This is a genomic window from Streptomyces sp. NBC_00009 (assembly GCF_045040855.1).
In the GTDB taxonomy this organism is placed as follows: domain Bacteria; phylum Actinomycetota; class Actinomycetes; order Streptomycetales; family Streptomycetaceae; genus Streptomyces; species Streptomyces aureus.
Genome location: NZ_CP108312.1, coordinates 3,763,375 through 3,788,682, shown reverse-complemented (window position 1 = coordinate 3,788,682; position 25,308 = coordinate 3,763,375). Strand labels below are relative to the sequence as shown.

Genomic DNA, 25,308 nt, shown 5'->3' with positions numbered 1-25,308 from the left:
GTCGAGTCGGTGGCTACGGCGGTCAGGGGCGGTGCACCACGACGGCGCTCCAGGTGAATCCCGCGCCGGCGCTCAGTACGGCGGCGTACTCGCCGCGTTCGAGGCGGTGCGGGCTCGCGCCCGCGGACAGTGCGGTCAGGTTGGACAGGAGGTCACCGGCGCCGAGGTGTCCGGTGCGGTCGCCGAGGTCGGCGACCGGCGCGTTCGTGACCTCGGCGACGGCCGGCCCGTACACGTCGCGGGCGGTGGCCCGGCCGAGCCTCGGAAGCAGCACGGTGCGCAGCTCCCGGCCGCCCTGGCCGATGCCCGCGTCGCGCAGTGCGTCGGCGAGGACCTCGCTGGTCTCGCGCCGCAGCCGGCCGAGGAACTCCGGTTTGCCCTGCGTGGCGAGGAAGGCCTTCTTGGTGCGGCGCACGTCCACGGCGGTACTGCTCGTGTGCGGCGCCGGGTGGAACGCGCCGACGTCGCGGTGGGCCACCTCCAGTGCGGGGACGGCCCGGGTCCGCAGGGCGCGCAGGGTGAGCGCGCCCTCCGGTACGTCGTCGGCGGTGGCGGCCCGTGCGACGACGGCCGCGGTGGCGCCGTCGCCGTACCAGACGCCGTAGTCACCGGCCCAGCGGTCGAAGCCCGGCCGGGCGAAGCGGTCCGCCGTGGTCACGAGGACCGGTGCGCCGCCGCCGTCGGCCGCGATGCGGTCCACTGCGGTGCTCAGGGCGGCCGCCGCTCCGTTGCACATCTGCTGGATGCCGGTGGGAATCGCCTGGTGGGCGCCCGTCTCGGCGGCGATGTAGTGGGCGGGTGACCAGAAGTCGTGGCCCTGGTAGTAGGTCCAGGCGTGCAGGGTGGCCGACAGGTCCCCGGCCTTCGCACCGACCCGCGACAGGGCGCGGTGCGCGGCCCGTACGGCCATCTGCGGCGCCGACTCCTCGGCGGACACGGGCAGTTGCTCGTACCCCATGGCGTCAGCCTCGGCGGCCGTCACCCGGCCGTCGGCAGCTGCGTCGACCGTCTTCTCCGCGGCGGGCGGCAGCCACTGGGCGGCCGACAGCCACACATGGCCGGGGATCACAGGCACTCCTCCCCCTCGGGCAGCGCGGTGACCGCCGCGGACGTCGTGGTGTGCATCCGGCCGGAGGCGATGACGTCGCCGTCCTGCACGAAGTCGATGTAGAAGGTCCGCAGGTCCGGCAGCATCAGGCTGAGGTTGTCCTCGTGCGCGTACGGCTCGGTCTTGCGGATGTGGACCGTGGTGGGCGCGTCGAGTTCGGCGTAGCGCATGAAGTCGAAGTCGAAGCCGGCGACCGTGGTGCGGCTGACGGAGGCGCCCCACAGGTCGGAGACGCCGAGCAGGCAGAGCTGGCGGGCGGCCTCCATGAGGACCATGCCGGGCACGTGGTCCTGGCCGTGGTCGAACATGCTGCGGTTGTCCAGCGGGATCCGCACGGTGGCGTACGCGTTGTCGGTGTTGACGGTGGCCGAGGCGAGCACCACGTTCGACGGGGAGCTGCGGCCGACCAGGTGCGGCGCCACGTAGGCGTTCTCGCGCGGGATGTCCTTGAAGGGGACGAGTGGCTTGCCGCGGCCCTGGACGCGTACGGCGTCGTAGACCTCGGCGGGTATGTAGCCGACGTCCATCTTCACGAAGCCGAGGCAGCGCTTGGCCAGCTTCATGTCGATGCCGAAGGTCAGCCGGCGCACATCGCCCGGCGTGCCGCGGCGGTTGCTGGTGCGCACCGAGATCCGCAGCTCGCCCGGCGTCTCCTCCTCGGGCAGGGTGAGCAGGCCCGGCAGCTCCATGGACCAGGACCGCAGCAGGAACTTGCTCTTGCGCGACACCCCGGCGAACTCGTGCCCGCCGTACGTCTCGGCCTGCCGGCAGCACTCCAGGAGCAGCATCGGGTCGGGGGCGCCGAGCCGCGAGGTGTGCTCGGTGTAGTAGGCGTGGGACGGGGGGAGCTGGGCCGCGGCGAGGTAGTCGTCCTCGCCGGTCTGCCGGCTGTCCGTCAGAAAGACCTCGGAAAGCGCCCAGCGGTGGAGAAGGGAACGGTCCACGGTGCGCATGAATTCGAGGTTCGCGGCGCCCGGCAGGCAGGTCTTGACTGCGGGGGATTCGGCGGTCTCGGGGTTCAGGGTCTCGGGGTTCATATTCGTCCTCCTGATGCGCTTGAATTCATTGTCGAGGGGGGTCGCAAAGCGTTCACTAAAGGCGGCCTCAAGGCGCTTTCGGGTGTACTCAGGCCGCCCAGGCGAGAGGGCTGCGGTAGCTGTCGGCGGGCCGGTCCCACTCCGCGCGGGCGGGCACCGCGGGGGCGTCGTCCACGCCGGAGTCGGCGCGCGCACGCAAGGTCGCGGTCAACACCGCGACGAGCGCGGCGAGTTCGGCCGGGGTCGGGTTGCCGCGCACCACGTGGAACGCGGCCTCCCGCAGCACGTCGGAGCCGCTCGCTGGGCTCACGGCGGAGCCGGTCGCGCTCACAGCGGGGTGATCCCGTGCTTGCGCTGCGGCAGCGCGCGGTGCTTGGTGCGCAGCATGGCCAGCGACCTGGCGAGCACGGCCCGGGTCTCGCCCGGCTCGATGACGTCGTCCACGAGGCCGCGTTCGGCCGCGTAGTACGGGTGCATCAGCTCGGCCTTGTACTCCTTGACCATCTGCTCGCGCATCGCGGCGGGCTCGTCGGCCGCGGCGATCTGCCGCCGGAAGATGACGTTGGCGGCGCCCTCGGCGCCCATCACCGCCACCTCGTTCGTGGGCCAGGCGAAGGAGAGGTCCGCGCCCACGGAGCGCGAGTCCATCACGATGTACGCGCCGCCGTACGCCTTGCGCAGGATCAGCTGGATGCGCGGGACGGTGGCGTTGCAGTACGCGTACAGCAGCTTCGCGCCGTGCCGGATGATGCCGTTGTGCTCCTGGTCGACACCCGGCAGGAAGCCGGGCACGTCGAGCATCGTGACCAGCGGGATGTTGAAGGCGTCGCACAGCGACACGAACCGCGCGGCCTTCTCGCTGGCCTTGATGTCGAGGACGCCGGCGCTGGACATCGGCTGGTTCGCGACGACGCCGACGACGTGTCCGTCGATCCTGGTCAGCGCGCACACCACGTTGTTCGCCCAGTCGGGCTGGATCTCGAAGTACTCGCCGTCGTCGACGATCTCCTCGATCACGGCCTTCACGTCGTAGCCGCGGGCCGGGTCGGCGGGCACCAGGTCGGCGAGCGCGTCGGTGCGCCGGTCCGGCGGATCGTCGGTCGCCACCGCGGGCGGCGCCTGCCGGTTGTTCGACGGCAGGAAGGAGAGCAGATAGCGCACGTCCTCCAGGCAGGACACCTCGTCGTCGTACGCGAACGCCGACACACCCGAGACCGACGCGTGCACGTCCGCCCCGCCCAGCTCGTCCATGCTCACGCGCTCACCCGTGACCGCCTGCACGACGTCCGGCCCTGTGATGAACATCTGCGCCACGCCCCGCACCATGAACGTGAAGTCGGTCAGCGCCGGCGAATACGCGGCCCCACCTGCACACGGCCCGAGGATCACGCTGATCTGCGGGATCACCCCCGAGGACAGGGCGTTGCGGCTGAAGATCCCGCCGTATCCGGCGAGCGCCGTGACGCCCTCCTGGATACGGGCGCCGGCACCGTCGCAGAGGCTGACCAGCGGGGCGCCGGACGCCTCGGCGAGGTCCATCAGCTTGTGGATCTTCGCCGCGTGGGACTCGCCGAGCGCGCCGCCGAAGATACGGAAGTCATGCGCGTAGACGAAGACCTGACGGCCCTCGACCGTGCCCCAGCCCGTGATCACACCGTCGGTGTGCGGCCTGCGCTTCTCCAGGCCGAAGCCGGTCGCGCGATGCCTGCGCAGCGGCTCCAGCTCCGTGAACGAGCCCTCGTCCAGGAGGAGTTCGATGCGCTCGCGGGCCGTGAGCTTGCCCCGGTCGTGCTGCGCCTGGGTCGCCCGCACCCCGGGTCCCGCGTGGACCTCGGCGCGCAGCCGGCGCAGCTCCTCGACGCGCACATGCACGCTGTCGGGCCGCTCCGGCTCACTCTCCCCGGAGATGTCCGGGCTTTGTGCGACGGGTTTCTCGACCACAGTGGTCATGCCATGTCCTCCCATCCGACCGGCACCCGAATGGCGCCACCCGGGGAAAAGGATTCGGGGCGGGCGGCAATGCGCGACTCAAGGCCGGGAAAAACAGCATTCCTTTTCCACGGCTTGAGCGGGCAGGCCGCACGATGCATACCGACCGCCACCGGAAGGGAAGATCATGACCACGCACCTCCACGAGTCGTCCGACTCCTCGCCGCGCTACGCCGTCCTCTTTCCCGGACAGGGAGTTCAGCGGCCCGGGATGGGTGAACCCTGGCGCGCCACCGAGTCCTGGGAACTCGTCGAGTCCGTCTCGCGCGCCTCCGGCTTCGACGTCGCCGAGCTGCTGCTCACGGCCGACCAGGAGACGCTGTCGCGCACCGACCACGCGCAGATATCGGTGTTCACGGCCTCCCTGCTCGCGTGGTCGGAGCTGCGCAGGCGCGAGTCGGACGCCCGGGTCGTGGCGGTCGCGGGCCACAGCCTCGGCGAGTACACGGCGCTGGTCGCGGCCGGTGTCCTCTCCGTCGCCGACGGAGCCTGGCTGGTGGGTGAGCGCGGCCGCGCCATGGCCGAGGTCGCCCGCCGCCGGCCGGGAGCGATGGCCGCCGTCATGGGCGGTGACGTCGACGAGGTCGCCGCCCTCGTCGACACCTTCCGGGAGGAGGGCGCGGACCTGTGGGTGGCCAACCACAACAGCCCCCAGCAGACGGTGATCGCGGGCAGCCGTACGGCGATCGACGCGGCGGCGTCACGCGCGGCGGATGCCGGCCTGCGCTACAGCGTCCTGCCGGTGACGGCCGCCTGCCACAGCCCTTACATGGAGCCCGCGAGCGCGGCCCTGCGCCGGGCCCTCGAACTGACGCACTTCGCGGCGGGCGTGCTGCCGGTCGTCGCGAACGTGGACGCCCGCGCGCACTACGGCGGCAGCCAGTGGCAGGAACTCAGCACCCGCCAGCTCGTCAGCAGGGTCCGCTGGGTCGAGTCCCTGAACACGCTCCACGAAGAACTCGACTGCACCGCGTTCCTGGACATCGGCCCCGGCGGCACGCTCGCGGGCCTGGCCCGCAGGGCGCTGCCGGGTGTACCGGCCCACAAGTTCACGGCGCCGGCACCACTGGTGGTGGCGGCGTAGCAGTCACTTACGTCGGTACGCGCGTCAGTACGCGCAGAGGCCCGGCCCGGGGGTCAGAACCCCGGGCCGGGCCTCGGTCGTTGCGGCGGAACTCAGCTGATGCAGAGAAGGCCGAGCACGCAGACGGGCTCGGGTGACGCCGTGCTGGGAGCGGGCGCGGGCGTCGTCGCCTGGTTCCCGCCCGAAGACCCCGTACCCGTACCCGAGCCCGTATTCGTACCCGAGCCGGACTGGTTGGTGGCGGGAGCGGGCGAAGAGGCCTGCGGCGCAGGGGCGGCGGGCGCGGCGGTGTGCGCACCGGCGGCAGTCGGCGCCGGGGCGGCGTGGCGCGGGGCGGCGCTGCGGGCGGTGGTGGGTGTGTGCGGTACCGCGGTCGGCGCGGCCGACGGAGGCGTGGAGGCGGCCGGGCGGGCGTGGCGCGGGCCGGAGGCCTTGTGCGAACGGTCGCTCTGGCTCCGCGAGGCCCGGGTGTCCGGCGTGTCCGTCGCGGAGTCCGTGTTGGCCAGGGCCGGCGAGGTGGTCACCGGGTCCGGGGCGGCCGACGCCTGCGCGCGGTCGTGGGAGTCGCTGTTCGGCAGCGCGGCGATGGTGAGCCCGCCACCGACGATGGCGACGGCCGTCGCGGCCACGGCCCGGCGCTTGTTCTTCTTCCACTGCGCGAGCTTCCGCCGCCGGGCGGCCCGGCCGCCCTGCGAAGCCGACGCGGACGACGGGGCGTCCGCGGAACCGGAGGCCGCACCGGAGACGGCCTCGCCGCCCGAGTCGGCCACGTCGAAGGCCTTGCCCGCATCGAAGGGGTCGAAGTCGTCGAACGAGTCGGAAGCGGCGTACGAGCCGGAGGTACCGACCGCCGAGCCGCCACGATCCGAGGCGGCCTGGGATATCCCGAAGTACGACGATGTGGAGGCCGTCGAGGTCGTGGACGCCGTGGAGGCCGTCATGACCGTCGAGGTCGTGGACGCCGTCGCGGGCGGGGCGATGTCGGGGGCGTAGGCGCCGCAACCCGGGCACACCAGCGCCCCGTTGAGGGTCCGACGGCAGGAGGAGCAGTAGTCCATTTCGATCTTTCTGTGGCTGACTGCGCCGCCGGGACGCCGGGCATTTGGTCACGTTCGCACGCGAGATCGAGCGGCCAGCAACGCTATCGACGCTTTCCGAAGGCGATGCGCACAGGGTGTGATGCTCTTGCGAAGATGTGTAACCGCTGTGACCGATGTGACGGAAGGGGCCCGGACCGCGTACAGCAGCGGCCGGGCCCCATCAGCTCACAAACTCACTTTCCCCCGCGTCAGACCAGCGCGTTCTTGTAGAAGATGCTGGAGCGCCGGTCGCCTTCCAGGCCGGAGGCGAAGCCGAGGAAGAGACGCGACTCACCCGCGTCGGTGCGGTAGATCGCGAGCCCCTCGGGCTCCCGGTACTCCAGGGTGGAACCCGCCTTGGTGAGGGTCGGGCCCTGGGCTATGGCACCGGTGTTGATGTTGATGCTGGTGAGGTACGTGTTGCCCGGGTCGGGGTTGGAGGCCGAGTAGGCGTCGCCCGTCTGGAAGTACATGTACGAGCCGTAGAGCGTGTATCCCTGCGGCGTGCCGGAGATGGCGGGCGGGGTGAACATGGCGACGGGCGAGCTGAAGTCCGCGTTGTCGGTGTCCGAGTTGTTGTAGACGGCGATGTGCTTGGCGCCGTCCTTGTGGTAGCGGACGATCATGCGGTCGTAGACCGGGTCCATGGAGCAGGTGAACTCGCTGGCGCCGGCGACCGGCACGAACTTGCCGATGCCGGGGTCCGAGGCCACGACGGTGGCGCCGGGGCTGTACGGGAGGAAGCCGAGCTTGGTGCCGTAGCCGGTAGTGCCGTTGGTGTCGGTCTCGATCCACAGGTGGCTGGCGCTGCCTATCGGGCGGATACCGAAGGCGACACCGTGGCCGAAGCCGTTGAGGTGCATGTACGAGATGTAGTTGCCGGCGAAGTCGAGCTCGCTGATGCACAGGTCACCGGCCGACTCGGGGCTGTCCAGCCGCTTGGCGGCGACGAACAGGCGCTTGTTGACCGAGTCGAAGGCGAAGCTCTGCTGGACGCGGTTGCTGTGCAGGTTCTTGTCGCGGAACAGGTCGTACGACGGCTGCGACAGATCGAACCGCGAGGTGGTGCCCACCGAGGCGGAAGCACTCGCGGCCCCGTACCCGAGCCCGAGCGCGGCAAGCCCGACCCCGGTCCCGGTCCGCAGCAGCCCACGACGGGTCAGGGGCGTACGGGAGTTGTGTTCCATGCGGGACTCCTGAGAAGAGTGGCCAACGAAGCAACGAAGTTTCGGAGACCATACGCAGGAGACGGCCGACACTCGCTTCGGGGTGACGGATGGAGACGTCAACTCCGCATCGCGGCGGCCTGCATGGGGTGACAGCCAAGAGTCTGAGTACCGCGACCGGCGGTTCGGTCAGGACGACCGGCGGTTCGGAGGGCGACCGGCGGTTCGGTCAGGACTGAAGAATCCTGCGCTTCTGCTCCTCGAACTCGCTGTCGGTGAGCACGCCCTGGTCCCTGAGGTCGCCGAGCTGCTTGAGCTGTTCGATCTTGCTCGTCATGTCGGGAACGACGGGAGGGGCCGGCGGGGCGGCGGGAGGTGCGGCAGGGGCTGCCGGGGCTTCGTACGCCTCCTGGGCAGCCCATCGCCCCTGCTGGCGGCGGCTCACACGGTTCGACACGGCGGTCGCCGTTCCGGCGACCACTGCCGTGCGCGCGACTCCACGGAGTAGACCTGGCATGGCGGTTTCCCTTCTGCTCGCCGGCTGTTGTCAGCCGCCGTTCAGCGAGCGGCTTCGGTGCTGTCGAGCGCGGCCAGGAGCGCGGGCACCGGGATCCGCCCGGAGGCGACCATCCTGGCGCCGCCACGGTGCAGGGCTGCGGCGAAGGGCGCGGCCCAGCGGTTCTCGTAGACCAGGATGCCGGCGGAACTGCCGGGCTCCAGGGCGCCTGCGGCCTCCTCGAGGTCGTCCTGGCCCAGGAGGCCGGAGGACGCGCCTTCGAAGACGGCCAGGTCGAGTTTGCCGTCGCCGTCGAGGTCGGCGATCTCCAGGCCGCTCACGGAGCCGTCCTCGTCCTTCCTGACGAACGTCAGGTCGAGGATGCGAATGAGGCCGCGGTCCACGAGATCGACGAGGAGGGGAAAGCCCTCGCCCGTCATTCGGTTGCCGGGGAACTCCACGACCAGATAGTCGATCGGCCCCAGTTCTTCGACTTCGTAGTTCACGGCGCAACCCCTGTGTTCGTAAGCCCTGGTGTTCGTAAGCCCCTGATGTTCATAAACCCGGTTCGTAACCCGGTGTTCGTGGCTCTCCCCGTGGACCCATTGCATCACCGGACCAGTGCCCCCGCACGTCGGTGCGCGTTCACCCGGCCGCCCTCGACCGGCGGGTCAGGAGCTTCCCCAGTTCCCACAGGAGCAGCAGCGCGACAGCGGTCAGCAGTGCCCAGCCGTGTATCCCACGGCGAATTGGCAAATCGGTCCATAGTCGCCGGACATGACGAAGTGTCATGGTGCTTTATATGGCCGGGATTCGCGGAAATTCCCGGTGGGTCCGGCCCTGGCCCTCTCGCATGCCACTGGATCTCCAGCGCAGTTGCGACGCTCATATGGACGGCTAAAGACGCCTGCTCGACGGTCTGAACCGTCTGGTCCGCCCTCGGCCCGCCGACCGTCTTGTCTCTCCACTTCTCTGCCCATACTCCATGCGGGTGGTGTGGGCCTTTGGGGCGTCACCGTCGAAGAGGGACGGCGTCAGAGGGGACGTCATGGCTCGGGCCTGACCGCCGACCGCTGACCTGCGGAATTGAGCAGACTTCTGCTCAAGATGCTGGAGAGGGTATGTGCTACTAGCGTGATGCTTGTGAGAGTCGCAACCGGGGCACGCCCTGGGCGGCAAGATTCCGGAAGGACCGGAACCAATGAGCGGCGAGACGTGCTCCCGCTTCGAGCTGTGACCTCTGCGAACCACACCGTATGTCTTGCATGCGCTGTGGCCACCCGCCTTCGATCTCCGGTGGCGGAAGGAAAGGTAGAGACTCATGCGAGCACCTCATATCAAGCGTTCCCTCGCTGTAGCCGCCACCGGTGTGATGCTGGCTGGTGGCGCCGCTGTTGGTGCCGCAGGGGCGGCTGCGGCCGCCCCCGCACACGCGACCTCCGCGGCCAGCCACTCCTACGACCGGTGCGGCAGGTGGGATGACTGCAACGGGTATGGCTACGGCTACGACAACGGGTACGGGTACGGGTACGGCTACGACAACGGGTACAGCTACGGCTACGACAACGGGTACGGCTACGGCTACGACAACGGGTACGGCTACGACAACGTCTACGGCGGCGTAGCCATTGTCGTGGTGGGCGTACCCGGCGGCTACGTCGGCTACTGAGCCAACTCGGGACAGCTGAACAGGTCCAGACAACAAACAAGGCCCAGGTCGCTGACCTGGGCCTCAAATATGGAGCGGGTGACGAGAATCGAACTCGCACTCTCAGCTTGGGAAGCTGAGGTGATCTAGGGCTGATTCGGCGGCTGAGCTGGTGGAACGAGGGAATCACGGCCCGCGTCGCCGCGTGTGGCCGAACCGTGATTCCCCGTAGTTCCCCGCTCGATCCGGTGCGGCTGTGGTGCGGGGCCTTGGTGCCGGGTGGTTGTGCGCGCCCTGCCTAGTTGGAGACATGAGGGCTCGGCAGGGCGGCTCCGAAGTAGCCCTTGGTGTTGCGAACGGTGATTCCGGCGCTCTTGCCGCACAGGTTGACCGAACCGCTCAGGACCGGGCCGGAGGCCGAGCCGCGGGCGGTCCACAGGCAACCGTCGCTGTTCTCCGTGGGTACACCGACGACCGTCTCGGCCTTGCCGTCCTTATTGAGGTCGGCGAGGTGGACGGTCGCGCCGAACCAGTCGCCGGCCTCTGCGGCACCGGGTACGTCAGCCGTGCTCTGGGTGTACCCGACCGCCTTGGTTGTGGTCAGGCCGGAGGCGGAGCCACGCAGCAAAACGGCCGTGCCTGCCAATTTGAGCGTGCCGACCGCCTCACCGGGAGAGCCGACGAGGACGTCGGCGTACCCGTCGGCGTTGACGTCGCCGACGCTGAGCGACTGTCCGAACTGGTCGCCGTCCTCGGCGGTTCCCGGGACTCCGGCCGTGTCCTGGTGGAAGACCTGTGGCTGCTGGTCGACGGTGATGCCCTGCGCGCTGCCGTAGAGGACCTGGATCTCGCCACCGCGGTGCGCTGCTCCGGTTGCGTTCATGACGGAATCGTCATCCGCGATACCAGTGACGAGGTCGCCGTAGCCGTCACCGTTGATGTCACCGATCTGGCCGGCGTGGCCGTCGGCGTAAGGAAGTTCGGTGGGCCAGTTGGCGAAATAGTCGTCAGTCGGAGGACCGTTGTCGACGTACACAGGCCCACGAAGGTCGTCGTCCGCGGGCCCGACCAGCCAGAAACGCTCCGCTCTGCCGTCGCCGTTCACGTCACCCATCACTACGCCACGGGTCTCGCCGAGGCGGCTTTCCCGGTAGTTGGAGGCGGCCTTTCCGGTGCGGGTGAAGGGGCCGGTGTAGGAGGCGCCCTCGCAGCGCGAGCCGATGGTCACCTCCGGGGCGCCGTCCCCGTTCATGTCGCCTGTGGCCAGGGAGTTCCCGAAGCCGCAGTACGTGCGTCCGTCCCCGTATCCGGCCGGCGGAGAGATGGTCGCACCGCCTGTCAGCCCGCTGGGCCCGCCCCATACGACGGTCGCGGAGCCCCGGAGCTCCTTGTCGCCGACCTGCTCCCTCGGGGTACCGACGATCAGATCCGCGTATCCGTCCCGATCCAGATCGGCGCTGGAGACCGTCGTGCCGAAGGCGTCCCATTCCTCGGGGTCGCCGGGGACACCGGAGGTCGCCTGCGTGATGACCGTCCGGCGCGCGGTGCTCACTGATGAGGCCGACCCGTACAGGACGACGACGGCACCGGCTTCCTCCACGCTGCCATTGGCGGCGTAGGGCGCGCCGACAGCCAGGTCCCGGTAGCCGTCACCGTTGAAGTCGTCCTGGACGGCTGCGGTGTTGGCTCCCTTGTAAGGGCTGGTGGCGGAAGCCGTCGTCGGGGTGAGGGCGAAGGCGATGAGGGGTGCGAGCACGGCGGCGGCGGCCGTGGCTGCTCTGCGCAACGGAACTCCTTGACGGAAGGACGGGGACTGCAGGGACCGCGGAATGACTGGAGTGACAGCACCTGAAGCTCAGTCGCCCCACTGGACACACGAGAAGCCCTCAAGGTTGTGCGCGATTCGCTCCCATCTCAGGACTGGACCCGCTCGCCGCCTCGAAGAGCTCTTTGCCCTGACATGGCTGTTTGCTTGGAGCGGGTTCTTGACCGATCAGGGGCAAGCTGAGTGGCTGTCCGAGGCGCGACTGACAGGGACCCCTGGCCTCCGTATTCCGCCGCCGGTCCGGTCTGAGGCCGCCGGACATTCGGCCGGCCCGTTGGACGGCGCGCGGTTGCTCCGTTCGCACGATCTGATGTGCGCCCCCCGGCTCGATGCCGGCTGCGGACCGCGGTGACCGGCGACCACCTGTTGGACCGGCCTGCCAGGGAATCCTGAGCGGTTCACCCATCGTCGAGCCGGATAAAAAGCAGGGCCATTCGGCCCATTAATCATTTATATAGATCGCGCGCCGAATTCTTCCATTTCGGTGAGACCGCCCGGAGAAGCCGTAATCCGATTGCCTTTCCGCGTAATATGCCAGCCGCAGAATCCTATTCTGCGCGGCTGGGAATCTCCATGATCATCCTCCCCAAGGAGTTGTCCCCTCAATGACGCTGAATATCCCTGACGCGCCTCTTCGGCGCACATTTTCGGTGTGGCTCGCGGCGGTGACGGCCGTGGTGATCGCCGCTGCCGTCCTCGCGATGTCGCCGACACGCGCACAGGCTGTTGCCAGCCCTGTGGGACTGGGCACTGCGGCCAGTTTCGGAGTACTGGCCGGCTCCACAGTCACCAACACCGGTCCCACGGTGGTCAACGGTCTCAACGTCGGCGTGAGCCCCAAGACGGCCATCACCGGGTTCCAGACGTCCGACGGAGGGCCCGGCAGGGTGACCTTGCCCGGGGTTCTGCACTCTGCCGATGCCGTCGCGGGCCAAGCCAAGGCCGACCTGAATACGGCGTACAACCAGGCCGCCGGACAGACTCTGACGGATGCGGTGTACATCACTCCCCACGAGTTCGGTGGCCAGACGCTGACGCCGGGCCTCTACAAGGCGAACAGCTCCGCCAGGATCACCGACACGCTCACCCTGGATGCCCGGGGCAACTCCAATGCCGTCTGGGTGTTCCAGATCGGTTCGACGCTGACGACGGCATCCGCCAGCTCAGTGAGCTTCATCAATGGCGCCTCGCCGTGCAATGTGTACTGGCAGGTCGGCAGCTCGGCCACGCTCGGTACCAACTCCACGTTCGTGGGCACCATCATGGCCCACACCTCGATCACCGCCACTACGGGGGCGACCATCAACGGCCGGCTGCTCGCCGGTGCGGGCCCCAGCGGTGACGGCGCCGTGACGCTGGACTCCAACACGATCGGCCTGTCGGATTGCGGGTCTGGGTCGCCTGGTGAGACCACCGGCACGACGCCTGGTGAGACCACCGGCACGACGCCTGGTGAGACCACCGGCACGACGCCTGGTGAGACCACCGGCACGACGCCTGGTGAGACCACCGGCACGACGCCTGGTGAGACCACCGGCACGACGCCTGGTGAGACCACCGGCACGACGCCTGGTGAGACCACCGGCACGACGCCTGGTGAGACCACCGGCACGACGCCTGGTGAGACCACCGGCACGACGCCTGGTGAGACCACCGGCACGACGCCTGGTGAGACCACCGGCACGACGCCCGGTGAGACCACCGGCACGACGCCCGGCGAGACCACCGGCGAAGCGCCCGGCGAGACCACCGGCGAAGCGCCCGGCGAAACCACAGGTGGCCACGACCACGACTGCAAGCCCGATAAGCACAACGGGTATGGCGACAGCGGCTATGGCGGCAAGGACGATGGCTACGGCTGTGATGCTGCCTAGCGCGATGGTCGGCGCGGCACCGAGCGATTCCCGCACGACCTGCGGTTCGCGAAGGCGTAGCTGCATCACGTGATGGAACCGTCCGGCGGGGGTGCCTGCTCGGGGGCAGCCGCCCGCGTGCGGGAGTAGGACGGGCGGCGCGCGGCGCGGATCGTCATCGATTCCGTCGCGCGCCGCCGGTAAAAGTTCAGGAGAAGCAGGTGAGAGAAGTCGAGACGGACAGGCCGGATGGGCCCGTACAGGGTGGCGTGGCATCAGCGGATGCAGACGAATCGGACCGGACCGGCGCCGAGCCGGCCGCACAGAACGGGGGCGGGAGCCCCCTTGCGTTCCAAGGGCCTGCAGAGCCGCCCGTCGCCCTGAAGGCCGGAGTTCGCATCGCCGTGGTCCTGTGTCTGGCGACCGCCCTGACGCACGTGCTCCTGGTATTCCTGCAGGTGGCACCGCCGAATCCGCTCTCCCGGCAGTACAGCCGGCAGGTCAACGCCTGGGTCTTTCCGTTGTTCGAGCAGAACTGGCAGCTCTTCGCCCCGGACCCGGAGTCGGTCAACCGGCAGATTTCGGCAAGGACCATGCACACCGCCCCGAACGGCACCACCCAGGTCAGCGGCTGGTTCGACCTGACCGCCGTCGACACAGCCGCAGTGAAACACGACCCCTTCCCGAGCCACTCAGCGCAGAACATGCTGCGCCGGGCCTGGAATTCCTACCTCAAGACGCACGGCAGCGACGACCACCCGCGCTCGCAACGCGCTCTGATGATCCAGCAATACCTGCGCAACATCGCAGCGGATCGCGTCGCCGCCCATCGTCACGGCGCATTCGAGTCCATCCAACTGCGGGTGATCATCCTGCCCATCGCCGAGCCTCCCGCAGCGGGCGGCCCCGGTCCCGGCGCGGCCGCACCAAGGCCATCCGGCACCCGTTACCTGCCCTGGTGGAAGGTGGCCCGCCATGCAACAGGCTGAGCAGACATCGACTTCGGCAACATCGCCGTCGCGACCCGGACACGGCACCGAGCGGGCGAGCGCACGCGCGCCGCAGCGAATGCCCGTCCGCATCGGTACGCTCCTCACTCTCCTGCTGGAGCGGCCCATCTCCCTGTACGCTGCGGCGGTTCTGCGCATCGGCTACGGGTTCCTCTACCTCGCCTTCCTGCTACGCGAGTTTCCCCATCGCAACGAGATCTGGGGCCCCGGCTCACCGTGGACGCCGGCACTGGCCAAGCAATTCTTCGACCAGACCGGGTGGGCCAGCATCCTCACGCTGTCCGACAGCCGGGCCTACTTCGAGGTCTGTTACACGGCAGCCGTCGTCACCTCCGCACTGTTCATGCTGGGCTGGCGGACCAGGGCGGTGTCCGTGCTGTTCGCGGTCGTAGTGACGTCGTTCCACGCCAGGGCGATCTACATGACGGACGGAGGGGACACCCTCATCCTCCTCATGGTCCTCTACCTCGTCGTCACCGCATGCGGCCGACGCTGGTCCCTCGACGCGCGCAGGACGCGGCTCCGAGCATCCGCCGGCAAGACAGTCCGGCCTCCGCTGGACCAGGCGTCCGGCGAGCTGCGACGCCACCTCCGCGACGCGCGCCTGACAGTGATCACCGTGATGCACAACTGCGGCATGCTTGTCATCGCCGCCCAGGTCTGCTTCCTCTACGGATCCGCAGGCCTGTACAAGGTGCAGGGCGCCGCCTGGGACAACGGCACCGCTCTCCACTACGCCCTGAACCTCGACGTGTTCCAGCCCTGGCCTGGGCTCTCCGCCATGGCAGACGAACACGACGTACTGCTCGCCATCGCCTGCTACCTGACCGTGCTGTTGCAGGTGGCCTTCCCGTTCGTCCTGTTCGGCAGGCTCAAGTACCCCGTATTGACAATGCTGTTGGGCATGCACGTGGGTATCGCGGTGTTCCTGGGCCTGCCGCTCTTCTCCGGCGCCATGATCGTCGCGGACGCCGCGTTCCTTCCGGACCGCTTCTACCGGACTCTGGGACGGCTGTGGCGACGCACCGTTCGGGGCTCGGGATCCGGAGGAATGGCCGACGCGTCCCCGGCACCCCGCGCACTGGTACCTGCGCAGAGCGAACCGGCCGGCTGAGGCCGCGCCGTGCCCCGTCACGAGGGGCACGCACGTCCCCTGAGGTTGGAGTGGGTGGTTTGACTGCCTACTGGGGTCGAGGCGAGTCGAATCGAGTACGGATACTCACGCCGGAGTCATGGTTCCGCCAGGAGCATGGGGAGCACCACATCTCCGGGGGGAATCGATGAACGCTCGCACCCTGTCACGTCTGACCTTCGCCAATGCTGTTTCTGCTGCCTATCTGGGGCTCGTCGGCGCGTCCGTCGTGACAGCTGAACAGGCCCAGACAACAAACAAGACCCAGGTCGCTGACCTGGGCCTCAACTACGGTGAAACTGTGGAGCGGGTGACGAGAATCGAACTCGCACTCTCAGCTTGGGAAGCGACGGCGCTTGCGGGGCCCTATGCCATCTGACCTGCGCAGATCCATTGAGGGGCTACCGCTGTGGGAGTGTGGCGGCACCGTTGTTGACCGTGGTTGTCCGCCCTTAAGGGCACGCTATGGGCACGACGCTCCAGGACGGGCAGGTGTCGGGCTGAAGTGGCCCGCTTTCTACACGGAGTCTGTCGGTGCCGGGGCAGACCACGCGGAGTCCTTGCGAGTGCACATGGACTCGTCTTCGGCCTGTGGACTCCGTCGTGGTGTGCATCTCCTGCTCCGGGCCTCTCAGCGGATCAGGCAGCCGCCAGCTTCCGGATGCGCGGATGGTTCTCCAGTGCCCACCGCACGGTCTTCGGCGGGCGTCCGAGCAGGGTTTCCAGCTGGTCGGTGGCGCCGCGGTAGCCCCCGCCGCCCATCAGCCGGGTCAGGGTCTTCAGGTGCTCCGCGGTGTGCGGGAGCGCGGCCAGGGCGGTGTCGACGTAGGTCTCGTTCCAGGTTTCGACGTCTTCGGGAACGTAGGTGACCTCGCGTCCCAGCACGGCCGCGTAGTCCTCCGCGAACCCGTGCATGTCCTTCAGCTCAGGGCCGTTGAGCTCGTAGGACTTCGAGATGTGCGGCTCCGGGTCGGTCAGGATCTTCACGCACAGTTCCGCCACGTCGTAACCCGCGATGGGCGCGAGCCGGTGGTCACCGAAGGGCAGGCGCAGTTCACCCCTGCTCAGCGGCTCCAGTGCCAGCCAGGTCATCAGGGGGTTCTCGACGAACATGGCTCCCCGGATGTTGACGGTCGGGAGGCCGGACCAGTCCAGCACCTGCTCGGCGACCCAGTGGGCCCGTTGCTGGGGCGACCAGTTGGCGATGAGTCCGCCGAGCCACGCGCGCCGTTCCTCCTCAGGCGCGGTCATCTTGTCGAACGTCATGAACGACTGTTCGTACTCGGAGATGTTGACGAACACTTCGATGTCGCCCTGGGCCCGTGCCGCCGCGGCCATCAGGCTGACGGCGTCGGTGTAGTACGGCGACAGGCTCATGCTGAAGTAGATGCGCCGGACGCCCTTCAGTGCGGCGGTCACGACGGCGATGGTGAGCAGGTCACCGACGAAGACCTCGGCCCCGGCCTGGCGGAGTGAGTGGGCGCGTTCGTCGTCCTGGCGCACGAACGCCCGTACCGGGTGCCCTTGTTCAAGCAGCATGTCGACCATCGTCCGGCTCACACCGCCGATTTCGCCGGCGGCACCGGTGATCAGGATGGGATTGCGCTCTGGCATCAAGGTGTCCTCTGTCTGGTGCGGGTGGGGCGGCTGTTCAGAAAGCCCTGGGGCTACCTGCGCGTCAGTCGGCCAGCTTGTTCATCTTGCGGATCTGCTTGTCGAAGACCCCGGCGGGAGCGAGGCGGCGCAGTACGCGTGCGCGTCCGGCCAGGGGGCCGGCGGTGTAGCGCGGCTTCGGCTTCGTGTCGGTCGCTGCCGCGAGGATCGCCTTGGCGACGACGGCGGGGGCGTCGCCGCCCCTGACCGCCTCCGCCATCACGCGGTCGACGGTCTGCCGCTGCTTCGCGTACACGTGCAGGGGGATGTCGGGTTTCGCGCTGTTGGCCTCGAACCCGGTCCTGGTGTAGGCGGGTTCGACGATGAGAGCCCGGACACCGTGGTCACGGACCTCGTGGTCCAGGGACTCGGTGTAGCCCTCGATGGCGTGCTTGGAGGCGGCGTAGGCGGCCATGAAAGGCTGGGGCAGGAAGCCGAGCACGGACGAGATGTTGATGATGCGCCCACGTCGCTGAGCGCGCATGTGCGGCAGGACCTCGTTCACCATGCGCATGACCCCGAAGACGTTGGTGTCGAAGACGGCCCGGGCCTGCTCGACGGAGGTTTCCTCCGCCGCGCCCATCGAGCCGACGCCGGCGTTGTTGACCAGGACGTCGATCCGCCCGAACCGCTCGATCACCTCCTGGACCGCGGCGGCGACCGAGGCGTCACTGGCGACGTCGAGCCCGAGGAACGTCACGCCGTCGAGCGGGGTGACGCGCGAGGTGTCACGGCTTGTGCCCACCACCTTGAAATCCGCCGCGACCAGCGCGAGCGCCGCTTCCTTCCCGATGCCGGATGACGCGCCCGTCACGAGTGCCACCGGCCGATCTGTCGTCATCATGGACTCCCGTGCTCATTTGAAACCGATCGGTTTCCGCTACAGTAAACCGATCGGTTTCCGTGCGCAAGTTCAAGCAGGGGGTGGCGTCATGGGCAGGATCAGTGCACAGGAGAGGCGTGAGAGCGTCATCCGCGCGGCGATCGCCGAGTTCGCGATCGCCGGCTACCGCGGCACCTCTACCGCGGCGATCGCCAAACGGGTCGGCGTCACGCAGCCGTATCTCTTCCGGCTCTTCCCGGACAAGAAGGCGATCTTCGTCGCTGCTCTGGTGCGGAGCATGGAAGACACCCGCCTGGCTTTCGAGGCTGCGGCCGAAGGGGTGGCAGGCGGCGGGCAGGCCCTCCAGGCAATGACGAACGCTTACGCGCGGCTGATGTCGACGCGCCCCGAAACGCTTCTGATGCAGATGCAGGGATACGTCACCGTGGCGGCCGCCGCGGCGCAGGGCGACGACCTGATCGGTGAGGTCGTCCGGGCCGGCTGGATGAGAATCTGGGAAACCGTGCACCTGTCGCTGGGTGCCGATGCCGACGAGACGGCGAGCTTCTTCGCCTGCGGCATGCTCGGCAACACACTTACGGCCATCGGGCTTCCCGTGAGTGCCCGGAAGTAAGGGAGTTTCCTGGAGGGGCGATGTGTCAGCGCATACCTGCCGCGTGGAGCAGGGTGGTCACCGTGGGCGCGATGAGCCCCGTCAGTCTGTCGGCTCCGATCCCCGCGCGGGCGCTGGCACCGTCGAAGACCAGGCTGAGCTGCCGGGCCAGCAGGTCGGGATCGCTTGCTCCGCCCTGTTCGGCCTCGGCGCGGAAGAAGGCCGTCAGGTTGTCCTTGACCTGATGGGCGACCCGGCTCGCGGGGTGACTCTGGTCCTTGAGTTCGATCTGCACGGCCAGGTACCGGCAACCTCGGAACTCGGGCGCCCCTGCTTGCGATTCCACCTGCTCGAAGACGTGCAGGATCCGCTCGCGGGGTGACCGGCCGTCGTCCGCCGCGGGCAGGAGAGTTGCCACGTAGGCGGAGGCGCGCTCCTTCAGGCTTGCTGCCAGGAGTTCGTCCTTGCTTTCGAACAGCTGATACATGGAGCGCTTCGACACCCCCGCCGCCTTGCACAGCGCCTCGACGCCGATGCTGACGCCGTCTTGATAGGTGAGCGTGGCCGCCGCCTCCAGCAACCGCTCCCTGGGGCTCAGCTTCACTTCGGTGGTCATACCGCGAGGTTAACCCGAAGCAGACGAAATGAAAACCGATCGGTTTTCAGGGGCTCCAGGCAGAGGCTCGGCGACGGCCTGGGGGAAAGACCGTCGCCGAGCCATGATGGTGTGCGCGCCTGTCGTCCCCGGCAGGGCGACACACACCGGGGCCACTCCGAGTAATGGCCCGTCTGGGGTGACCTGCCGTTACGCCGGGACGGCGGTCTTCTCGGGCTTCGTCTCCGCCGGGATGCGGTGCAGTCCCTTGCGGTCGTACCACCCCAGTACCCCGAAGCCGAACAGTGCGGCCGCCACGAGTCCGGCCGCCAGCATGACCCAGCCCCGCGTCAGACCCGCGTCGCCCTGGGCGTCGTAGTAGAGGATCGAGCGGATACCGCCAGTGATCTGGCGCAGTGGCTCGAACTCGGCGAGGAAGCGGTAGAAGCCGGGCAGCGCCTGGAGAGGGGTGGTGGCGCCGGCTGTCGGTACCGCCATTCCGATGAAGACCAGGGTGACCACCAGCATGCCGGGTGTGCCGAAGACCGCGAGGAGCGTTATCGCGCCGATCCCGGTTACGGCGATGGCGCACACCGAGTACAGCCACAGCAGCGGCAGATGAGAGGCGTCCATGCCCATGATGCCGACGGCGCCCACCATGACCAGGGTGCCCATCAGAAGGGACAGGCCGGCCATGAGCGTGCTGCTGATGGCGAGGGTCTGCACCCGGGTCGCCCGGATCAGCGGGCGGTGCAGGCGCAGCGGTCCCATGTCGTTGTGGGTGTAGCCGAGGGCGTGGTCGACCTGGCCGCTGATGACGTTGGCGGAGAGCATGCCGATGACCGCCAGGGTGAGCGCGTAGTAGAACGCCGTCAGGCCCAGGCCGCTGTGCGAGCCGAGGGGATGGCCGTCCTCGACCGTGACGGCGGCCGGGTCGGCGAGCAGGACGCGTGCCGCGGCGGGCAGCTTCGCCTGCTGGGCGCCGGTTTCCGCGGTCAGTTGCTTGCCCAGCTGAAGCGAGGCATTCGCGGCCGCCTGGGTCGTCGCCGTCCGGGCCAGGCTGGAACCCAGACTGCCGGCGGACTGGTTGGTCAGCACGGTCAGCGTCGGGCGGGCAGGGGTTCCGGTGGTCGCGGTGCCGGCCAGTTCCGTGGTGGAGGAGGTGAAGTCGGCGGGGACGACGAGTGCGCCGTACAGCTTGCCCTTGCCGAGCTCCTCCTTCATCTCCTTCTCGTCCATCACTTTCCAGTCGATCCTGCCCCCGCTCGCGGTGGACTTCCTGATCGACTCGGTGATCTGCGCCCCCAGACTGACCTGTTTGCCGCCGGCCGCGGCTCCCTTGTCGGCGTTGACCAGACCGACGGGCAGCTTGCTCATGTGATCGACCGGGTCGATGTTGGCGCCGACGTAGAACACGGCGAACAGCAGCGCGAGTACGCCCGTGATGACCCCGTTGGCGATCCACAGGGGTTTGGCGCGCAGTATGCGGAAGGGCGGAATCCCACTCATGACTTACTCCGGATTCGGTGAATAAAGGCCATCGGCAGTTCGCCCGCGGTCGTGGTGGCGCTCCGTCGGCGACTCTCCCTGGGATGCGTGGCGGTTCCCCCACTCCGCCAGGGCGAGCAGGACCGGCTGCAGTTCGTGCCCGGCTTCCGTCAGCGTGTACTCGTAGCGAGGAGGGCGAGACTCATACAGCTCCTTGGACAGGACGCCACGCTCGATGAGTTTCCTCAGCCGGACGGCCAGCACGTTCGAGCTGATGCCGGTGTTCGTCATGATCCGGCGGAAGCGTCGAGCGCCGAAGGACACCTCCTGCAGCACGAGGAGGGTCCAGTAGTCGCCGACGACGGCGAGGGCGTTCTCGATGGCGTGCGGGTGCGGCCGTTCGGCAGCGGGCATGAGTGACAACCTCTGTGCAGGGCAAGCGGGTTGAGGACACCGGGTCAGGAGGCTGCGGCACGTTTCGCCGGGGGCTGCCAGCCGCCGGTGACTTCCTTGACGGGTTTGTGGGGGAAGCGGCGCCGGGCGTACTCCTGGGCGTGGGAGCCCGGCAGGACGTACAGGGTCTCCTTCTTGTCCTGGAGCGGTCGCAGCACGGTGTCCATGAGCGTCTTGCGGTCATCCAGGTACGGGCCCAGGACGTCCTCGCCGCCGGGACAGACGGCCACGCAGTAGCCGGACTTGTAGCCGGGGGGCGAGGTCAGGCTCTGCCACATGGAGGCGCTCTCGGAATCGGTGACCCGGGAGCGGTAGTCGGCGGCGTCCTCGCTGTCGGCGACGGTCTGCGCCCAGTCGGTGAACCCGCTCATGAACTCGCGGTAGTTGTGCGTGGTGCAGGCCAGCGCGTCGAATGCGCCGTCCTTGGCGATGGCGCCGACCGGGCAGGCGGCGACGCACAACTTGCAGTCGATGCAGGGGTTGTAGTCCAGCGCCTGTCCGTACGCGCTGACCTCGGCGTCCACCAGGACGGTCACGAGCAGGATGAAGCTGCCGAACTTCGGGTGGATGACGTTGCGGTGCAGGCCCATCACGCCGAGCCCGGCGGCCACCGCGACCGTCTTGTGCGCCACCACCCAGATCCGCTCGCGGGGGAAGCGGTCCATCTCCTGCGGGAAGCCGACGGATGGATTGAGCGCGCGGTATCCGGCGTCCTGGAGGGCCTGGGTGACGCTGCGGGCGGCGTGGTTGGCCTGTTCGTCGGTCTGGTGGAACTCCTGGTTGGCCAGGCTGCGGGCCGGGGAGCGGCAGTTGTCGCGGTTCATCCGGACCGCCATCGCGATCAGGGTGCGGGTACCGGGCAGCGCGGACTGTGCGTGCTCGCGCTCACCGGCCAGGTCGGGGTGGTCCAGGCCGACCGCGGCGGCGTCGTCCGCACCGGCCGCCAGGCACAGCTCACGCAGCCAGGCCGCGTCGATCACCGCCGGCGGGCTGACCGCGTCAGCTGACCCGCGCCGGGCGAGTACGGCCTGTACCGACGGGTGGGCGGCCAGCTTCGCCGGAAGCCTGGGATGAGTGGGTTGCCCCTCGGCGTCGCGCGCGGCAGTCATCCGTGCTCCTAGGGATGCGGGTACGAGGCTCGCCACCACGGGCGAGAAACCGATCAGTTTCACCACCGTAAACCGATCGGTTTTCGCGCGCAAGCCCAAGCGGGTGAGACTCTCCTTCGGACTGTCGATCAAGTTCCTCGCGGGCGTCGGCGATCGATCGTCAGGCGATCAGGGCTCGGCCCGCGAGTCAGGCCGGGGCGCTGGTCCTCGGCTGGCAGCGGGCGTGGGGGACCCCATGGGAGTTGCTCGGTCGCCGGGGGTCGGCTGCGACTCGCCGAGCGCATCGCTCGCCGCCGCTGCTCGTCACGCGATGCGTCAGCGCATGTCAGCCGCATCGAGCAGGGCGGCCACGGTGGGGGCGATGAGCCCGGCCTGCGTGTCAGCTTTGATTCCCGCACGGGCGCTGGCGCCGTCGAAGACCAGGATCAGCTGCCGGGCCAGCAGGTCCGGGTCGCTCGCCCCGCCCTGTTCGGCCTCGGCGCGGAAGAAGGCTGTCAGGTTCTCCTTGGCGCGGTGGGCCACCCGGCTCGCGGGGTGGCTCGGGTCCTTGAGCTCGATCTGCACGACGAGGTACCGGCAGCCCTGGAAGTCGGGTGCACCCGCCTGTGCCTCCGCCTGTTCGAAGACGTGCAGGATCCGCTCGCGGGGTGGACGGTTGTCGTCCGCCGCGGGAAGGAGTGCCGTCACATAGGCGGAGGCGCGTTCCTCCAGGCTCGCCGCCAGCAGTTCGCCTTTGCTCTCGAACAGCTTGTACATGGAGCGCTTGGACACCCCCGCCGCCTTGCACAGCGCGTCGATGCCGATGTTGACGCCGTCTCGGTAGGTGAGCGTGGCCGCTGCCTCCAGCAGCCGCTCTCGGGAGCTTGGCATTGCTTCGGTGGTCATATTGCGAGGTTAACTCGATTCCGGCCGATTGGAAACCGATCGGTTTACGGTGAATGCTGCGAGGAAGCGGTAGAAGCCGGGCGGCGCCTTGATGGGGGTGCCGTCCGGACGTCGGCACCCCCATCGCGGTCTCCAGAATCGGTGAGCTCACCCTCCTTGCCGCGCTCCGAGCGCCCGGCATCGCTCGCCTGCCGCTGCTGTGAGCTGCTGTGACTTCGCCCGGTGGCCGGCGTGTCCACCGGCCTCGGAAATTCAGCCCACATCTTCCGTGCCTTCTACCGGCGATGATCGGAGCGCAGGACATTTCTCGCCACGGTGGATTCAGACTCAGTGGGCGATCACAGGCTCGCCCTCCGACGGCGCCAGAGCTGAATTCGGCATCAGGAGCGCCGTGAGCACCGCACCGACCACGAAGATCCCGGCGCCCCACGCCAGGGTGGCCGTGTAGCTCTCGACCCCGGCCTGGGCCATGGTCAGTGCGCCCGGCTTGTGCGAGGACAGGTAGTCGGTCGCGGCCGATGAGGCAACGGTGGTCAGCAGTGCCGTACTGATCGAGCCGCCCACCTGCTGGCTGGTGTTGATCAGCGCCGAGGCGACGCCCGCGTCCTCATGGCGCACGCCTGCGGTCGCACCCTGGAACGCGGTGGTCATCACCCCACCGATACCGAGACCCAACAGGATCATGCCCGGCATGATGTTGGCGACGTAGCCGCTGTCCAGCGTGAGCCGGGTCAGCAGGGCCATACCGGACGCGGAGACCAGGAAGCCGGCGCTGACCACGACCTTCGGGCCGACCCTGGGCAGCAGTAGCGAAGGCACCGTGGTCGACGAGGCAACGATGCCCCCGACCATCGGCAGGAAGGACAGACCGGCCTCGATCGGTGAGTAGCCGATGCTGGCCTCCAGGTAATAGGTCAGGAACAGGAAGATCGAGAACATCCCCATGCCCAGGACGAACACGGCCAGGAACGAACCACCTCGGGTCCGGTCCAGCACGACTCGCAGCGGCAGCAGCGGATGCGCGACCCTGAGCTCCAGCCAGGCGAATACCGCGATCAGCACCACGCCGCTGATCATGGAGCCGAGGGCGACCGGGTCGGTCCAACTGGTGGATTCGACGTGCGCGAACCCGTAGACGATGCCGAACAGCGCGGCGCTCACCACGACGGTGCCAGGAATGTCGATTTTGGGTCGCTCGGTGACCGTGGGCTTGGCCAGCAACAGCAGCGCACCGGCCAGCGCGACGCCCGCGAAAACGACGTTCACGTACATCACCCAGCGCCACGACGCCCATTCGGTGAGCATGCCGCCGAGCAGGAGTCCGACCGCGGCGCCCGCACCGGACAACGCACTGAAGATGCCGAAGGCTTTCGGCCTTTCGGCCGGCTGGGTGAAGGTCACGCTGAGCAGTGAGAGCGCCGCGGGCGCGAGCAGCGCGGCGAAGAGGCCCTGGGCCACGCGTGCCGCGACGAGTATTTCGAAGCTGGTGGCCGCGCCGCCGACGACGGATGCGGCCGCGAAACCGATCAGGCCGGTCACGAAGGTCGTACGTCGGCCGAACAGGTCGCCGAGTCGGCCCCCGAGCAGCAGCAGGCTGCCGAACGCCAAGGCGTACCCCGTGATGACCCACTGTCGGCTGCCGTCACTGAAACCGAGGTCATGTTGCGCTTCGGGTAGCGCGATGTTCACGACGGTCGCATCGAGCGTGACCATGAGCTGTGCCACGCCCAGCACGACGAGCACCCACCAGCGCACGGCATGTGAGCCGCGGCGGCCCGAGTCTGTTTTCCCGGAGGCGGGCGCTCCGCGGTCGAAGGTGGTACTCACTTTTCCCCTTAGTCGCTGGTCATGGGCCGACCATCGGTCGGAAACCGATCTGTTTCCACTCAGGAAAACAGATCGGTTTCCTAGGTGCAAGTGAACGGGTCGCTTCTGGCCCGGGACTGCCCCGACAGGGTCGAAGTCCGCGTAGGCCGACGACGCTGCCTCGACAAGGGACTGGTTGCTCGGCGTCGCGGCACGGACGTTCTGCCGACGGAGCGTCCATGTCGGCGCCGACAACTTGTGCCGTACCGCCAAGACCGCAGGACGCCCGGGCGTACTTGGCCGGTGGGTCGGCGGTCTACGGCGACACCCTGGACGCGCTCGGCTCGGTGCTGCTGCCGCTGAAGGCCATCTTCAGCACGGCAGCCGTGGCGGCCGGGCCGCAGGTCATCGGCCACCTGGTCGTGAGCGCGGCGCTGCTGATGTGAGTGCCACTAG

Annotated in this window: 25 protein-coding genes; 8 read left to right on the top strand and 17 right to left on the bottom strand. The window is 68.6% G+C overall.

The features are described from left to right. Nucleotides 1-22 precede the first annotated feature (22 nt). The 4 genes from OHA58_RS17075 to OHA58_RS17060 form a co-directional block, all read right to left on the bottom strand. A complete protein-coding gene (locus tag OHA58_RS17075) occupies nt 23-1,069 on the bottom strand; it encodes a 3-oxoacyl-ACP synthase (RefSeq protein WP_405479630.1) in 1,047 nt (348 codons plus the stop codon). Next, nucleotides 1,066-2,145: an AfsA-related hotdog domain-containing protein gene (locus OHA58_RS17070; RefSeq protein WP_405479629.1), complete on the bottom strand. Its 1,080-nt coding sequence runs from the start codon at nt 2,143-2,145 to the stop codon at nt 1,066-1,068. Before OHA58_RS17070 ends, OHA58_RS17075 begins: the two co-directional genes overlap by 4 nt. Nucleotides 2,146-2,233: 88 nt before the next feature. Next, a complete protein-coding gene (locus OHA58_RS17065) occupies nt 2,234-2,455 on the bottom strand; it encodes an acyl-CoA carboxylase subunit epsilon (protein WP_405479627.1) in 222 nt (73 codons plus the stop codon). A gap of 17 nt (nt 2,456-2,472) precedes the next feature. Next, complete coding sequence (locus tag OHA58_RS17060) at nt 2,473-4,095, bottom strand: acyl-CoA carboxylase subunit beta (RefSeq protein ID WP_405479625.1); 1,623 nt, start codon at nt 4,093-4,095, stop codon at nt 2,473-2,475. A 166-nt stretch (nt 4,096-4,261) separates the two neighbouring features. Between OHA58_RS17060 and OHA58_RS17055 the strand changes: the two genes are divergently transcribed. Next, nucleotides 4,262-5,218 carry an ACP S-malonyltransferase gene (locus OHA58_RS17055; protein WP_405479624.1) on the top strand — a complete coding sequence of 319 codons (957 nt, stop codon included), beginning with the start codon at nt 4,262-4,264 and terminating at the stop codon, nt 5,216-5,218. 92 nt (nt 5,219-5,310) lie between these two features. Here the strand turns inward: OHA58_RS17055 and OHA58_RS17050 are convergent, their stop codons facing one another. The 4 genes from OHA58_RS17050 to OHA58_RS17035 form a co-directional block, all read right to left on the bottom strand. Continuing rightward, on the bottom strand, nt 5,311-6,276 hold the full coding sequence (locus OHA58_RS17050) for a hypothetical protein (protein ID WP_405479622.1): 966 nt from the start codon (nt 6,274-6,276) through the stop codon (nt 5,311-5,313). Nucleotides 6,277-6,506: 230 nt separating this feature from the next. Further along, nucleotides 6,507-7,484, bottom strand: a complete 978-nt coding sequence (locus OHA58_RS17045) for a teichoic acid biosynthesis protein C (protein WP_405479621.1) — start codon at nt 7,482-7,484, stop codon at nt 6,507-6,509. Between the two features lie 208 nt (nt 7,485-7,692). Then, the gene (locus OHA58_RS17040; protein WP_405479620.1) at nt 7,693-7,980 is read right to left on the bottom strand and encodes an SHOCT domain-containing protein; all 288 of its coding nucleotides are present in this window, start codon (nt 7,978-7,980) and stop codon (nt 7,693-7,695) included. 41 nt (nt 7,981-8,021) lie between these two features. Then, on the bottom strand, nt 8,022-8,465 hold the full coding sequence (locus OHA58_RS17035) for a DUF6325 family protein (protein WP_405479619.1): 444 nt from the start codon (nt 8,463-8,465) through the stop codon (nt 8,022-8,024). An 815-nt stretch (nt 8,466-9,280) separates the two neighbouring features. Here OHA58_RS17035 and OHA58_RS17030 point away from each other — a divergent pair. Next, nucleotides 9,281-9,628, top strand: coding sequence for a hypothetical protein (locus OHA58_RS17030; protein ID WP_405479618.1), 348 nt, complete (start codon nt 9,281-9,283; stop codon nt 9,626-9,628). A 277-nt stretch (nt 9,629-9,905) separates the two neighbouring features. Here OHA58_RS17030 and OHA58_RS17025 read toward each other — a convergent pair whose 3' ends face one another. After that, nucleotides 9,906-11,393 (bottom strand): hypothetical protein, encoded by a 1,488-nt coding sequence (locus OHA58_RS17025; RefSeq protein ID WP_405479617.1) that lies wholly within the window; start codon nt 11,391-11,393, stop codon nt 9,906-9,908. A 644-nt stretch (nt 11,394-12,037) separates the two neighbouring features. Between OHA58_RS17025 and OHA58_RS17020 the strand changes: the two genes are divergently transcribed. The 4 genes from OHA58_RS17020 to OHA58_RS17005 all read left to right on the top strand — a co-directional run bounded on the left by OHA58_RS17020 (nt 12,038) and on the right by OHA58_RS17005 (nt 15,806). After that, on the top strand, nt 12,038-13,306 hold the full coding sequence (locus OHA58_RS17020; RefSeq protein ID WP_405479615.1) for an ice-binding family protein: 1,269 nt from the start codon (nt 12,038-12,040) through the stop codon (nt 13,304-13,306). A 200-nt stretch (nt 13,307-13,506) separates the two neighbouring features. Next, the gene (locus OHA58_RS17015; RefSeq protein ID WP_405479614.1) at nt 13,507-14,274 is read left to right on the top strand and encodes a DUF5819 family protein; all 768 of its coding nucleotides are present in this window, start codon (nt 13,507-13,509) and stop codon (nt 14,272-14,274) included. Between the two features lie 79 nt (nt 14,275-14,353). Then, the gene (locus OHA58_RS17010; RefSeq protein WP_405479613.1) at nt 14,354-15,409 is read left to right on the top strand and encodes an HTTM domain-containing protein; all 1,056 of its coding nucleotides are present in this window, start codon (nt 14,354-14,356) and stop codon (nt 15,407-15,409) included. 166 nt (nt 15,410-15,575) lie between these two features. Next, nucleotides 15,576-15,806: a hypothetical protein gene (locus OHA58_RS17005; RefSeq protein WP_405479612.1), complete on the top strand. Its 231-nt coding sequence runs from the start codon at nt 15,576-15,578 to the stop codon at nt 15,804-15,806. Between the two features lie 260 nt (nt 15,807-16,066). Here OHA58_RS17005 and OHA58_RS17000 read toward each other — a convergent pair whose 3' ends face one another. Then, nucleotides 16,067-17,041 carry an NmrA family NAD(P)-binding protein gene (locus OHA58_RS17000; protein ID WP_405479611.1) on the bottom strand — a complete coding sequence of 325 codons (975 nt, stop codon included), beginning with the start codon at nt 17,039-17,041 and terminating at the stop codon, nt 16,067-16,069. A gap of 64 nt (nt 17,042-17,105) precedes the next feature. After that, on the bottom strand, nt 17,106-17,921 hold the full coding sequence (locus tag OHA58_RS16995; protein ID WP_405485012.1) for an oxidoreductase: 816 nt from the start codon (nt 17,919-17,921) through the stop codon (nt 17,106-17,108). Nucleotides 17,922-18,012: 91 nt separating this feature from the next. On the opposite strand from OHA58_RS16995, the gene OHA58_RS16990 reads away from it, so the two are divergent. After that, on the top strand, nt 18,013-18,537 hold the full coding sequence (locus OHA58_RS16990) for a TetR/AcrR family transcriptional regulator (protein WP_405479610.1): 525 nt from the start codon (nt 18,013-18,015) through the stop codon (nt 18,535-18,537). 25 nt (nt 18,538-18,562) lie between these two features. Here the strand turns inward: OHA58_RS16990 and OHA58_RS16985 are convergent, their stop codons facing one another. The 6 genes from OHA58_RS16985 to OHA58_RS16960 form a co-directional block, all read right to left on the bottom strand. After that, nucleotides 18,563-19,132 carry a TetR/AcrR family transcriptional regulator gene (locus OHA58_RS16985; protein WP_327430298.1) on the bottom strand — a complete coding sequence of 190 codons (570 nt, stop codon included), beginning with the start codon at nt 19,130-19,132 and terminating at the stop codon, nt 18,563-18,565. A 189-nt stretch (nt 19,133-19,321) separates the two neighbouring features. Next, nucleotides 19,322-20,620 (bottom strand): SNG1 family protein, encoded by a 1,299-nt coding sequence (locus OHA58_RS16980; protein ID WP_405479608.1) that lies wholly within the window; start codon nt 20,618-20,620, stop codon nt 19,322-19,324. A gap of 3 nt (nt 20,621-20,623) precedes the next feature. Beyond that, nucleotides 20,624-21,013: a winged helix-turn-helix transcriptional regulator gene (locus OHA58_RS16975; protein ID WP_405479607.1), complete on the bottom strand. Its 390-nt coding sequence runs from the start codon at nt 21,011-21,013 to the stop codon at nt 20,624-20,626. A 44-nt stretch (nt 21,014-21,057) separates the two neighbouring features. Then, on the bottom strand, nt 21,058-22,161 hold the full coding sequence (locus OHA58_RS16970; RefSeq protein ID WP_405479605.1) for a 4Fe-4S binding protein: 1,104 nt from the start codon (nt 22,159-22,161) through the stop codon (nt 21,058-21,060). A 315-nt stretch (nt 22,162-22,476) separates the two neighbouring features. Next, nucleotides 22,477-23,046: a TetR/AcrR family transcriptional regulator gene (locus OHA58_RS16965; RefSeq protein WP_405479604.1), complete on the bottom strand. Its 570-nt coding sequence runs from the start codon at nt 23,044-23,046 to the stop codon at nt 22,477-22,479. Between the two features lie 327 nt (nt 23,047-23,373). Continuing rightward, on the bottom strand, nt 23,374-24,873 hold the full coding sequence (locus tag OHA58_RS16960; protein WP_405485010.1) for an MFS transporter: 1,500 nt from the start codon (nt 24,871-24,873) through the stop codon (nt 23,374-23,376). Between the two features lie 218 nt (nt 24,874-25,091). Here OHA58_RS16960 and OHA58_RS16955 point away from each other — a divergent pair, with 218 nt between their 5' ends. Further along, on the top strand, nt 25,092-25,298 hold the full coding sequence (locus tag OHA58_RS16955) for a hypothetical protein (protein ID WP_405479602.1): 207 nt from the start codon (nt 25,092-25,094) through the stop codon (nt 25,296-25,298). Nucleotides 25,299-25,308: the final 10 nt, after the last annotated feature.

Coding starts and splice junctions, on each gene's coding strand:
- OHA58_RS17070 (WP_405479629.1), bottom strand. CDS start 2,145: ATGAACCCCGAGACCCTGAACCCCGAGACCGCCGAATCCCCCGCAGTC.
- OHA58_RS17060 (WP_405479625.1), bottom strand. CDS start 4,095: ATGACCACTGTGGTCGAGAAACCCGTCGCACAAAGCCCGGACATCTCC.
- OHA58_RS17055 (WP_405479624.1), top strand. CDS start 4,262: ATGACCACGCACCTCCACGAGTCGTCCGACTCCTCGCCGCGCTACGCC.
- OHA58_RS17050 (WP_405479622.1), bottom strand. CDS start 6,276: ATGGACTACTGCTCCTCCTGCCGTCGGACCCTCAACGGGGCGCTGGTG.
- OHA58_RS17045 (WP_405479621.1), bottom strand. CDS start 7,484: ATGGAACACAACTCCCGTACGCCCCTGACCCGTCGTGGGCTGCTGCGG.
- OHA58_RS17040 (WP_405479620.1), bottom strand. CDS start 7,980: ATGCCAGGTCTACTCCGTGGAGTCGCGCGCACGGCAGTGGTCGCCGGA.
- OHA58_RS17030 (WP_405479618.1), top strand. CDS start 9,281: ATGCGAGCACCTCATATCAAGCGTTCCCTCGCTGTAGCCGCCACCGGT.
- OHA58_RS17020 (WP_405479615.1), top strand. CDS start 12,038: ATGACGCTGAATATCCCTGACGCGCCTCTTCGGCGCACATTTTCGGTG.
- OHA58_RS17010 (WP_405479613.1), top strand. CDS start 14,354: ATGCCCGTCCGCATCGGTACGCTCCTCACTCTCCTGCTGGAGCGGCCC.
- OHA58_RS17005 (WP_405479612.1), top strand. CDS start 15,576: ATGAACGCTCGCACCCTGTCACGTCTGACCTTCGCCAATGCTGTTTCT.
- OHA58_RS17000 (WP_405479611.1), bottom strand. CDS start 17,041: ATGCCAGAGCGCAATCCCATCCTGATCACCGGTGCCGCCGGCGAAATC.
- OHA58_RS16995 (WP_405485012.1), bottom strand. CDS start 17,921: ATGACGACAGATCGGCCGGTGGCACTCGTGACGGGCGCGTCATCCGGC.
- OHA58_RS16990 (WP_405479610.1), top strand. CDS start 18,013: ATGGGCAGGATCAGTGCACAGGAGAGGCGTGAGAGCGTCATCCGCGCG.
- OHA58_RS16985 (WP_327430298.1), bottom strand. CDS start 19,132: ATGACCACCGAAGTGAAGCTGAGCCCCAGGGAGCGGTTGCTGGAGGCG.
- OHA58_RS16980 (WP_405479608.1), bottom strand. CDS start 20,620: ATGAGTGGGATTCCGCCCTTCCGCATACTGCGCGCCAAACCCCTGTGG.
- OHA58_RS16975 (WP_405479607.1), bottom strand. CDS start 21,013: ATGCCCGCTGCCGAACGGCCGCACCCGCACGCCATCGAGAACGCCCTC.
- OHA58_RS16970 (WP_405479605.1), bottom strand. CDS start 22,161: ATGACTGCCGCGCGCGACGCCGAGGGGCAACCCACTCATCCCAGGCTT.
- OHA58_RS16965 (WP_405479604.1), bottom strand. CDS start 23,046: ATGACCACCGAAGCAATGCCAAGCTCCCGAGAGCGGCTGCTGGAGGCA.
- OHA58_RS16955 (WP_405479602.1), top strand. CDS start 25,092: ATGTCGGCGCCGACAACTTGTGCCGTACCGCCAAGACCGCAGGACGCC.